Annotated in this window: 10 protein-coding genes and 1 tRNA gene; 8 read left to right on the top strand and 3 right to left on the bottom strand. The window is 75.6% G+C overall.

Annotation, left to right across the window (positions count from 1 at the left end):
• From ECOMGDLI_RS34415 to ECOMGDLI_RS03955, 6 genes are all read left to right on the top strand, one after another.
• Positions 1-229, top strand: a 229-nt coding sequence (locus tag ECOMGDLI_RS34415; protein ID WP_158220888.1) for a hypothetical protein, incomplete at its 5' end; no start/stop codon positions are given.
• Positions 226-393, top strand: a complete 168-nt coding sequence (locus ECOMGDLI_RS34410; RefSeq protein WP_158220887.1) for a hypothetical protein — start codon at positions 226-228, stop codon at positions 391-393. The genes ECOMGDLI_RS34415 and ECOMGDLI_RS34410, both read left to right, overlap by 4 nt.
• A gap of 162 nt (positions 394-555) precedes the next feature.
• Positions 556-2,508: a DNA primase gene (dnaG, locus tag ECOMGDLI_RS03970; RefSeq protein WP_088314001.1), complete on the top strand. Its 1,953-nt coding sequence runs from the start codon at positions 556-558 to the stop codon at positions 2,506-2,508.
• Positions 2,509-2,870: 362 nt separating this feature from the next.
• Positions 2,871-3,488 carry a hypothetical protein gene (locus ECOMGDLI_RS03965; RefSeq protein ID WP_088313998.1) on the top strand — a complete coding sequence of 206 codons (618 nt, stop codon included), beginning with the start codon at positions 2,871-2,873 and terminating at the stop codon, positions 3,486-3,488.
• A 48-nt stretch (positions 3,489-3,536) separates the two neighbouring features.
• Positions 3,537-3,609: transfer RNA gene (locus ECOMGDLI_RS03960), tRNA-Asn, on the top strand.
• Between the two features lie 156 nt (positions 3,610-3,765).
• Positions 3,766-5,166 (top strand): NAD-dependent malic enzyme, encoded by a 1,401-nt coding sequence (locus tag ECOMGDLI_RS03955; RefSeq protein ID WP_088313995.1) that lies wholly within the window; start codon positions 3,766-3,768, stop codon positions 5,164-5,166.
• Here ECOMGDLI_RS03955 and ECOMGDLI_RS03950 read toward each other — a convergent pair whose 3' ends face one another.
• Complete coding sequence (locus ECOMGDLI_RS03950; RefSeq protein WP_088313992.1) at positions 5,167-5,895, bottom strand: response regulator transcription factor; 729 nt, start codon at positions 5,893-5,895, stop codon at positions 5,167-5,169.
• On the bottom strand, positions 5,892-7,073 hold the full coding sequence (locus ECOMGDLI_RS03945) for a sensor histidine kinase (protein WP_088313989.1): 1,182 nt from the start codon (positions 7,071-7,073) through the stop codon (positions 5,892-5,894). The genes ECOMGDLI_RS03950 and ECOMGDLI_RS03945 overlap by 4 nt, the downstream gene beginning before the upstream one ends.
• Before the next feature lie 141 nt (positions 7,074-7,214).
• Between ECOMGDLI_RS03945 and ECOMGDLI_RS03940 the strand changes: the two genes are divergently transcribed.
• Complete coding sequence (locus ECOMGDLI_RS03940; RefSeq protein ID WP_088314004.1) at positions 7,215-8,123, top strand: ABC transporter ATP-binding protein; 909 nt, start codon at positions 7,215-7,217, stop codon at positions 8,121-8,123.
• A complete protein-coding gene (locus tag ECOMGDLI_RS03935; protein WP_088313986.1) occupies positions 8,120-8,902 on the top strand; it encodes an ABC transporter permease in 783 nt (260 codons plus the stop codon). Before ECOMGDLI_RS03940 ends, ECOMGDLI_RS03935 begins: the two co-directional genes overlap by 4 nt.
• Before the next feature lie 2 nt (positions 8,903-8,904).
• Here ECOMGDLI_RS03935 and ECOMGDLI_RS03930 read toward each other — a convergent pair whose 3' ends face one another.
• A complete protein-coding gene (locus tag ECOMGDLI_RS03930; RefSeq protein ID WP_088313983.1) occupies positions 8,905-9,900 on the bottom strand; it encodes an expansin EXLX1 family cellulose-binding protein in 996 nt (331 codons plus the stop codon).
• Positions 9,901-9,959: the final 59 nt, after the last annotated feature.

Below are 9,959 nucleotides of genomic sequence, written 5' to 3'. Positions count from 1 at the left end.
GCCCGGACCGGGCCGGACGCCGCCCGGCACCGACGACCCGTGGTCGGGGATCGTCGGCTTCACCTCCGGCCTCGACGCCGACCTCGGCGCCTGGCTGCGCGACCAGCTCGCCGACCTGGGCGGACGCCCTGGCCGGCGGATCCCCGACGAGCGGCAGCGGGCAGAGATCAAGGCCGTGGTCGCCCGCGCCGTCGACGACATCCGCACGATCCTCAGGGAGACGCCATGAGCATCCGGTCCTCGATCCACCTGCCCGAGTGGCGCAGCCGCCGCACCCGCGACGGCGACCGCGCCGAGCGTGCCTGGCGGCGCCAGGTCCTCGAGGAGGAGGCGGACGCCGCCCGGCGGTCGGCCGACCGCGGCACCCCGCCCGCCCGCCACGTCGTCTGGTGACCGGGGCGGCGTGAGAGACCCGTCGCCAGGGGCCGGGCGCGAGGGGCCGGCGCGACCCGGTGGTCGTGCCGGCCCCGACTCCGCGCGGCGGGGCGTGGGTGCGGCCACCTAGACTCCGGCCGTGACCTCCAGCCGACTCCCCGGGCGCCGCGGCGGTGCCTCGTGAGGATCCGCCAGGAGGACGTCGAGCTGGTCCGGGAGCGCTCGCGGATCGAGGAGGTCGTCGGCGAGCACGTCACCCTCAAGCAGGCCGGCGTCGGCTCGATGAAGGGCCTGTGCCCGTTCCACGACGAGCGCACCCCGAGCTTCCACGTCCGCCCGCCGGTGGGGCTGTGGCACTGCTTCGGCTGCAGCGAGGGCGGGGACGTCATCTCCTTCGTCCAGAAGATCGACCACCTGACCTTCGTCGAGGCCGTCGAGCGGCTCGCGAACCGGATCGGGCACACCCTGCGGTACGAGGACGACGGCGGCAAGGGCCCGGTCCGGCGGGACCAGGTCGGGCAGCGGCAGCGGCTCGTCGAGGCGAACCGGGTCGCGGCGGAGTTCTTCGCCGAGCAGCTCGCGACGTCCCCGGACGGCCTCGCCGGGCGCACGTTCCTCTCCCAGCGCGACTTCGACCGCGAGGCCGCCGCGCACTTCGGCGTCGGGTTCTCGCCGCGCTCCGGGGAGGCGCTCCTGCGGTACCTGCGGGGCAAGGCGTTCACGGACGACGAGGTCGTCGCCGCCGGGCTCGCGGGCCGCGGCCAGCGCGGCCTCTACGACCGGTTCCGCGGCCGGCTCATGTGGCCGATCCGCGACCTCACCGGGGACGTCGTCGGCTTCGGCGCGCGCCGGCTCTTCGACGACGACCGGATCGAGGCCAAGTACCTCAACACCTCGGACACCGCGCTCTACAAGAAGTCGCAGGTGCTCTACGGGGTCGACCTCGCCAAGCGGGAGATCGGCCGCACCCGCCAGGTCGTCGTCGTCGAGGGCTACACCGACGTCATGGCCTGCCACCTCGCGGGCGTCCAGACCGCGGTCGCGACGTGCGGGACGGCGTTCGGGGCCGACCACATCCGGATCGTCCGGCGGCTGCTCGGGGACGACAGCAAGTTCGGCGGCGAGGTCGTCTTCACCTTCGACGGGGACGCCGCCGGGCAGAAGGCCGCGCTGCGCGCCTTCGAGGAGGACCAGCGCTTCGTCGCGCAGACCTTCATCGCGGTCGCCGCCGACGGCATGGACCCGTGCGAGCTGCGGCACGCCCGCGGCAACGAGGCGGTCCGGGCGCTCGTCTCGGCCCGGCAGCCGCTCTTCGAGTTCGCGATCCGCTCCACGCTCGCCCAGGTCGACCTCGACACCGCGGAGGGCCGCATCCAGGGCCTGCGCGCGGCCGCGCCGGTCGTCGCGCGGATCCGGGACAGCGCGCTGCGCCCCGAGTACGCCCGGCGGCTCGCCGGCTGGCTCGGGATGGAGGTCGAGCCCGTCGTCCGGGCCGTCACCGGCGCCGCCCGCTCGCTGTCGCAGGGCTCGGACGGCGGCCGGCAGGGCGGGGGCGGGAGTCAGAGCGGCGGCCAGAACGGCTCCCACAACGGCTACGGCGCCGACCGGCGGCCCGACGACCAGCCGCCGGCACCGAGCCTGCCGCGGCCCGACCCGCGTGACCCGGTAGCCCGGGTCGAGCGGGAGGCCCTCGAGTGCATGCTCCAGGTGCCGCAGCTCGTGCCCCGCGCCGATGCCGACACGCTCGGGGAGAACGCGTTCGAGGTGCCCGCCTACCGGGCCGTCCACCACGCGATCCTCGCCGCGGGCGGGATGGCCACGGCGCAGGAGGTCGGCCCGCAGGCCTGGGCCGAGGCCGTCCGGGCCGAGGCCCCCGAGACGATCAAGCACCTCGTCACCGAGCTCGTCGTCGGCTCGCTCCCGGTCGACGGCGACGTCGCCCTCGACCGGTACGTCACCGGGGTCGTCCTGCGGATCGCCGAGCTCGACCTCACCCGCACGATCGGCATCCTCAAGAGCCGGGTGCAGCGGGCGCAGCCGGACGGCCCGGACACCGGGGCGCTCTTCGCCGACCTGCTCGCGGCCGAGCAGCGCAAGATCAGCCTGCGCGAGCGGATCCACCCGTCGATCTGACCTGCGGGTCTCACAGCCGGTCGTCCGATCGGACCCCCTCGCGTGGGGGGTCGTAGCCGGGGTCTACGGAGGTGCTAGGACCATCGGACAGGCAGACAGCAGGGCTGCGACCCAGCAGTGTCTACCTCAGCACCACAACGGTTCGATCTTCTCCCGCGTCGCGGTCGCCCCTGCCGGCGCCGGAGGAGACCGAAACGGTCTCGCCATCGAGCGGGCCTTAGAGCCGAGCGGAAGACGGTCGCCCCCCGACGCCGCTCGGTAGGCGCCCGCGGGTCTCGCCCCGACCCGCGGGCGCCGTCTCAGTTTGTGGCGCCGTCGGACGCCGTCCCGGGGCCGCGCGGCGGCCGCCTAGGCTGGCCCGCATGGGCCTGATCTCGCGTCTCACGGGGCGCACCCGCCGTCCCGCCCTGCCGGGCGACGTCCGTGCGCAGCTGAAGATCGACCCCGGCGCCCGGGTGCTCGCCTGGGCGGACCTCACCGGGGGCGGCCACGCCGCGGCGCTCGTCGACCGGCTCGTCGTCCTCGACCCGCGCGGACGCCTCGTCTCCCGGCCGTGGGTGGACGTCGACCACGCGGCCTGGGACGACGAGTCGCAGACCCTCGCGGTCTGGTGGGTCGGCTCCCGGACGCCGGCCCCGCTCGAGATCGGGGACGCGACGTTCCTGCCGGAGGTCGTCCACGAGCGCGTGCGGTCGAGCGTCGTCCTCACCCGGGAGGTCGAGGTGCCGGGCGGGCGCCGGGTGCACGTCGCCCTGCGCAAGACCCCCGGCGGCGACCTCTCGACGACCGTGTCGCCGGGCCGCGGCGTCCGGCTGGGGGATCCCGAGGTGCACGCCCGGGTCGCGGTCGCCGAGGCCGCCCTGCGGGACGAGGCGGGGCTGCTCCCGGTGCGCCCGGACGACGAGCGCCCAGACGACGAGCACCTCGACGACGCGGATCCGCAGCACGCAGACCCGCAGGACGGCGACCCCCAGGGGTAAAGGCGGTGCAGAGCACCGCCGAGGCTTTGGTAGAGTTCCCGAGCGCGATCCCCTGTAGCTCAATTGGCAGAGCAGCCGGCTGTTAACCGGCAGGTTGTTGGTTCGAGTCCAACCGGGGGAGCAGGGCGGAAGGGCGGTCGGTGCGGTGCACCGGCCGCCCTTCGCCGTCCGGCGCGCTCCGGTCCCCGGCCCGCCGCGCCGGTCGTAGGGTGAGCGCGAGCGCGACGGGAGTCCACCTGTCTCCGCCCGAGACGATCCGGGTCGCGTGGGAGGCACCATGCCGTCGCCGAGCCCGGGCTACTCGATCACCCTGCGGGTGCAGGCCCCGACCTCCGCCGCGTCGACCGCCGAGCTGTCGCTCGCCGTCGGCAAGGCCGGGGGAGTGCTCACGGCCCTCGACGTCGTCGAGTCGCACTACGACCGCATCGTCGTCGACGTCACGTGCAACGCCGCGGACGCCGACCACGCCGACGCGATCACCGAGGCCGTGGCGGCGCTCGAGGGCGTCACCGTCGGCAAGGTCTCCGACCGGACGTTCCTCATGCACCTCGGCGGCAAGCTCGAGGTGACCCCGAAGGTCCAGCTCCGGCACCGGGACGACCTCTCCCGGGCCTACACCCCGGGTGTCGCCCGGGTCTGCCAGGCGATCGCGGCCAACCCCGAGGACGGCCGCCGGCTGACGATCAAGCGGAACACCGTCGCGGTCGTCACCGACGGCTCGGCGGTGCTCGGCCTCGGCAACCTCGGCCCGCTCGCCGCGCTGCCCGTCATGGAGGGCAAGGCGGCCCTCTTCAAGCGGTTCGCGGACGTCGACGCGTGGCCGGTCTGCCTCGACACCCAGGACGCCGACGAGATCGTCAGCATCGTCCGGGCGCTCGCACCGGTGTACGGCGGCATCAACCTCGAGGACATCTCGGCCCCGCGCTGCTTCGAGATCGAGGCCCGGCTGCGGGAGATGCTCGACATCCCGGTCTTCCACGACGACCAGCACGGCACCGCGATCGTCGTCCTCGCCGCGCTGACGAACGCGCTGCGGGTCGTCGGCAAGTCGCTGCCCGACGTCCGGATCGTCGTCTCCGGGGCCGGCGCCGCGGGCCAGGCGATCATCCGGCTGCTCCTCGCCGAGGATGCGGGCGACGTCGTCGCCTTCGACAGCAGGGGCGCCGTCCACACCGGCCGGGAGAACCTCGACCCGTTCAAGACGTGGATCGCCCACAACACGAACGCCGACGGCGTCACCGGCACGCTGCGCGAGGGCCTCGCGGGGGCGGACGTCTTCATCGGCGTCTCCGCGCCCGACCTGCTCACCGGCGCCGACGTCGCGACGATGGCCGACCGGGCCGTCGTCCTCGCCCTGGCCAACCCCGACCCCGAGGTCGACCCGCTCGCCGCCCAGCAGCACGCCATGGTCGTCGGCACCGGCCGCAGCGACTTCCCCAACCAGATCAACAACGTGCTCGCGTTCCCGGGCTTCTTCCGCGGCCTGCTCGACGCCGGGGCCCGGCACATCACCGACGAGATGCTCGTCGCCGCGGCGACGGCGATCGCGGACGTCGTCCACCCGGACGAGCTCAACCCGAGCTTCGTCGTCCCGAGCGTCTTCGACCCGGCCGTCGCCCCGGCGGTCGCGGCCGCGGTCAAGGCCGTCGCGGAGCGGACGCCGGTCGGCAGCCGCTGATCAGCGGTCCTCGAGCAGCCCCGCGTCGTGGGCGAGGATCGCGACCTGCACCCGGTTCGAGCAGCCGAGCTTGAGGAGCAGCCGGGAGACGTGGGTCTTGACGGTCGCCTCGCTCATGAAGAGCGAGCGGCCGACCTCGGCGTTCGACAGGCCGTGCCCGACCGCGACGAGCACCTCCCGCTCGCGGTCGGTGAGCGGCTGCAGCCGGGCGAGCGCGGCGGCCCGGCGGCCGTCCTGCGCCGACGCGGCGAACCGTTCGACGAGTGCACGGGTCACGCCCGGGCTGAGCATCGCGTCGCCGCGGGCCACCACCCGGACGGCCTCGACGAGGTCGCGGGGCGGGGTGTCCTTGAGCAGGAAGCCGCTGGCGCCCGCCTCGAGCGCGCGGAAGACGTACTCGTCGAGGCCGAACGTCGTGAGGACGACGACCCGGGGCGCCCCGTCGAGGGCGGTCACCGCGGCCGTCGCGGCGAGCCCGTCGGTGCGGGGCATCCGGACGTCCATGAGAACGACGTCCGGCCGGTGGGCCCGCACGGCCGGGACGGCGTCCGCACCGTCGGCGGCCTCGCCGACGACGAGCAGGTCGGGTGCGCTCGCGAGGATCATCGACAGACCGGCGCGCACGAGCGCGTCGTCGTCGACGAGGAGCACCCGGATCGGCCGGGACGTGGCGGGGTCGTCCGGCCCCGCCGGACCACCCGCGGGTGCGGCCCCGCCGCCCGCGGTCATGACTGCCTGCCCGGGAACGTCGCCCGCACGCTCCACCCGCCGCCGGGGACGGGGCCGGCGTCGAGCGTCCCGCCGGCGAGGCCGACGCGCTCGCGCAGGCCGACGAGGCCGGTGCCCGACCCCGGGACGAGCATGCTGCCGGCGACCGGGCGCACGTTCGTCACCTCGACCCGGAGCAGCCCCGGGTCGTCGGCCGAGACGACGACCCGGGTCCGCGCGGACCGCGCGTGCTTGTGGACGTTCGTCAGCGCCTCCTGGACCACGCGGTAGACGGTACGGCCCACGACCTCGTCGACGGGCGGCGCACCGGCCGGGCGGAGGTCCTCGAACGTCACCGGGACGCCCGCCGCGACGGAGGCCTCGACGAGCCGGGGGACGTCCTCGAGCCGGGGCTGCGGGGCGAGCCCGGCCGCCTCGGGCACGGGGGCGTCCGGGTCGGAGCGCAGGACGCCGAGGACGCCCCGCAGGTCCTCCAGGGCCTGCCGCGCGGTCGTGCCGATGAGGGCCGCCGCCTGCTCGACCCGCTCGGGGCCGCTCGCGGGGTTCACCTCGAGGGCACCCGCGTGCAGCGCGACGAGGCTGATCCGGTGGGCGACGACGTCGTGCATCTCGCGCGCGATGAGGGTGCGCTCGGCCAGCCGCGCCTGACGCTGGAGGAGCAGCGCCGTCGCCTCGGCCTGCTCGGCCCGGTCCCGCAGCGAGGCGAGCAGGTCGCGCCGGGCGCCGACGTACGCGCCGCCGACGACGGCGAGCACGATGATGACCGCCCCGGCGATGAAGCCGGCCGCCCAGTTGCTGCTGTCCTGGGTGATCTGGGCCGCCCCGACCGCCACCCAGCACAGGCCCGCGAGCCCGGCGAGCACCCGGTCCCGGCGACGGACGGCGAGCGCGAACAGGGCCAGGATCACGGCCCCGTCGAGGCCGCCGGCGAAGGCCAGCGGGATCGTGCACAGCACGACGAGCACCGGCCGTGTGCGCCGCAGCAGCACGACGAGGGCCGTCCCCGTGAGCCCGGCCGCGCCGACCCCGAGGCCGGCCCAGGCGCCGTGGTCGCTCCACGTCGACTGGGCCGCGCTGACCGCGTCGGCCAGGCAGAACGCCCCGTAGAGCGCGTCCGCCGCCCTCGCCCGGACGACCGGGTGCGCGGTCGCCGCACGGACGGCGGCCACGGGTGTCATGGACGTCAGCCTAGGCAGCGGCGCGGGGCGGGGACGTCCGACGAAAGACGCACCCGGCGGCCCCGGAACGCGACGATCGGCGTGCCGACGGGAGACGCGCGGGCGACGTCGCCGGTGCTGCCGGGCGGCGACCGTGGACGCATGCTCACCATCGAGTCCCTCACCAAGCGCTACGGCCGGGGCGCCCCCGCGGTCGACGACGTCAGCTTCACCTGCGCGGCCGGCACGGTCACGGGCTTCCTCGGCCCGAACGGCGCCGGGAAGTCCACGACGCTGCGGATGCTCACCGGGCTCACCCCGCCGACGTCCGGTTCGGCGACGGTGCTCGGCGTCCCGTACGCCGACCTGCCGAACCCGGGGCGTGTCGTCGGGGTCATGCTCGACGCGTCCGCCCAGCACTCCGGTCGCACCGGCCGGGAGACGCTCCGGCTCGCCGCGAGCCTGCTCGGGGTCCCGGCCCGGCGGGCCGACGAGATGCTCGAACGGGTCGGGCTCGCGGGCGCGGAGAAGCGCCGCGTCCGCGGCTACTCGCTCGGGATGCGGCAGCGGCTCGGCATCGCGACGGCCCTGCTCGCCGACCCGGTCGCCCTCGTCCTCGACGAGCCCGCGAACGGCCTCGACCCGGAGGGGATCCGCTGGATGCGCGAGCTCCTCCAGGAGTTCGCCGCGGGCGGCGGCACCGTGCTGCTGTCGAGCCACCTCCTCCACGAGGTCGAGGCGACCGTCGACCGGCTCGTCGTCATCGGGGCCGGGCGCGTCGTCGCCCAGGGCCCGCTCGCCGAGCTGCTCGCGGGCAGCGGGGTCGTCGTCCGTGCGACCGACACCGCCCGGCTCGCGACGGCGCTGCGGGCCGCGGGGCTCACCCCGTTGCCCGCCGACGACGGTGCGCTGCGGGTCGACACGGACGCCGAGACGGTCGGCCGGGCCGCGCTCGCGGCGGGCGTCGTCCTCACCGAGCTGCGCGCCGCGGACGGTGGCCGGCTCGAGGACCTGTTCTTCTCGCTCACGAGCGCCGGCACCGCGCCCGGCCGGACGGAGGCGGCGGCATGACCGCGACGACCACGACCACGGCGGCCCCGCAGGCGGCCCTGCCCGCCGCGCCACGGATCCCGTTCTCCCGCATCGTGTCCGTCGAGCTCCGCAAGAGCCTCGACACCCGGGCGGGCGCGTTCCTCATGGTCGCCACGGTGCTCATCACGCTGGTCCCGGTCGGCTGGCAGCTCACCCACCTCACGGACGGCGTCCCGGACTACGACCTGTGGGTCTCGACCGCCCGCGGCGGGGTGGTGCTCTTCCTGCCGGTCCTCGGGATTCTCGCGATGACCTCGGAGTGGACGCAGCGGACGGCGCTGACGACCTTCACGCTCGTGCCACGCCGCGGCCGGGTGCTCGCCGCGAAGCTCGCGGCGGCGCTGGTGCTGGGGACGGCGGTCATGCTGCTCGTCCTCGGCGTCGCCGCGGCCGCACTGCTCGCGGCGAGCGGCCTCGAGGGCACGACCCCTGTGTGGGGGGACGCCGCCTCGGTCGTCGGCGGCTCGCTCGTCACCAGCGCGCTCAACGTCGTCATGGGGGCGGCGTTCGGCGCGGCGATCGCCCAGTCGGCGGCCGCGATCACCGTGTTCCTCGTGGCCCCGACGCTGTGGCAGGTCGCCGGCACCGCGCTGCTCGGGGACGACGCGCAGTGGCTCGACGTCTTCCAGGCGTTCGGCCGGCTCTCGTCGTTCGAGCTCGCCGGGCACGGCTCCCAGGTGGTCACCTCGGTACTCGCCTGGGTCGCCGTCCCGCTCGTGTTCGGCTGGGTGCGGGCGTTGCGCCGCAACGTGTCCTGAGGTCAGCAGCGGTCGGGTGCGGCCGTCAGGGCCGCACCCGCCGTCGGGGCGTCGGCGGCCGAGGGCAGCGGTGCGGGCGCGGACGGCGTCGGGGGCGCCGAGGTCACCGCGCTCGGGGTCGCGGTGGCCTTCGCGGTCGCCGTGGCCGTCGCCTTCGCGGTCCCCTTCGCGGTGGCGGCCTTCGTCGCGGACCTCGTCCGCGACGCCGGGGCCGTCGTCCGCGGCGCCGTGCCGGCACCGGGCCCGTAGAGCCGGACGCCGGTGCCCTGCACCGCGCCCGGCCGCAGCCGGATGCCGCTCACGGTGACCCGGTGGCCAAGGACGTCGGTGACACGCACCCGGAACGGCCCGTCGCCGGCGCCGTTGCCGTCGAGCCAGTAGCCGTAGCCCTGCAGCTGCATCGGCTGGAAGCCCTGGCTGCCGGAGGCGATCTCGACCGAACGCAGCGGGTTGCCGTGGTTGTCGACGCGGACGGCGAGCCACCACGGGTTCGAGCCGTCCTTGACCTGGACGGTGAGCGGGCCGACGGAGGGGTTGCGGACGGCCCGGTAGCTCATCGAGACCCGGCCCTTCGACATGTCGTCGAGGGCGGCGAACGCCTCGTCGGACAGGTCCAGGTGGCCCGGCGGGCACTCGGGGCAGAGGTTGGTGATCTTGACGCGGATCGTGCCCTTGCGGCCCTTGATGTCGACGTACGTGCCGCACGCGGCGCCGTTCGCGTACTGCTCGGGACCGGCCGCGGCCGTGTACCGGTTAGCGGGCACCGAGGACGCCAGGCAGGCGCCGCCGGTGGTCGCCTTGCCGTAGAAGGTGATGATCCCCGACGACCACGACGTGTCGATCGGAGGCGCGGCGACGGCGCGCGGCTGGACGGCGGCGACGGGCGCCGCCGCGAGGGGCTGCGGCCGGCAGTCGGTGGCGCCGTCGCGGAGCACGAACGCGGTGACGAGGGCGACGGCGAGGAGCACCCCGGCGGACGAGGCGGCGAGGGCACCCACTCGGCGGCCGCGGCGACCGGCGCGCGACGGCGACGCTCGGTCGAGTAGTACGCCTCGCG

The organism is Kineosporia sp. R_H_3 (genome assembly GCF_002198675.1).
Taxonomy (GTDB): Bacteria; Actinomycetota; Actinomycetes; order Actinomycetales; family Kineosporiaceae; genus R-H-3.
This window is presented reverse-complemented; position numbering and strand designations above follow the sequence as displayed.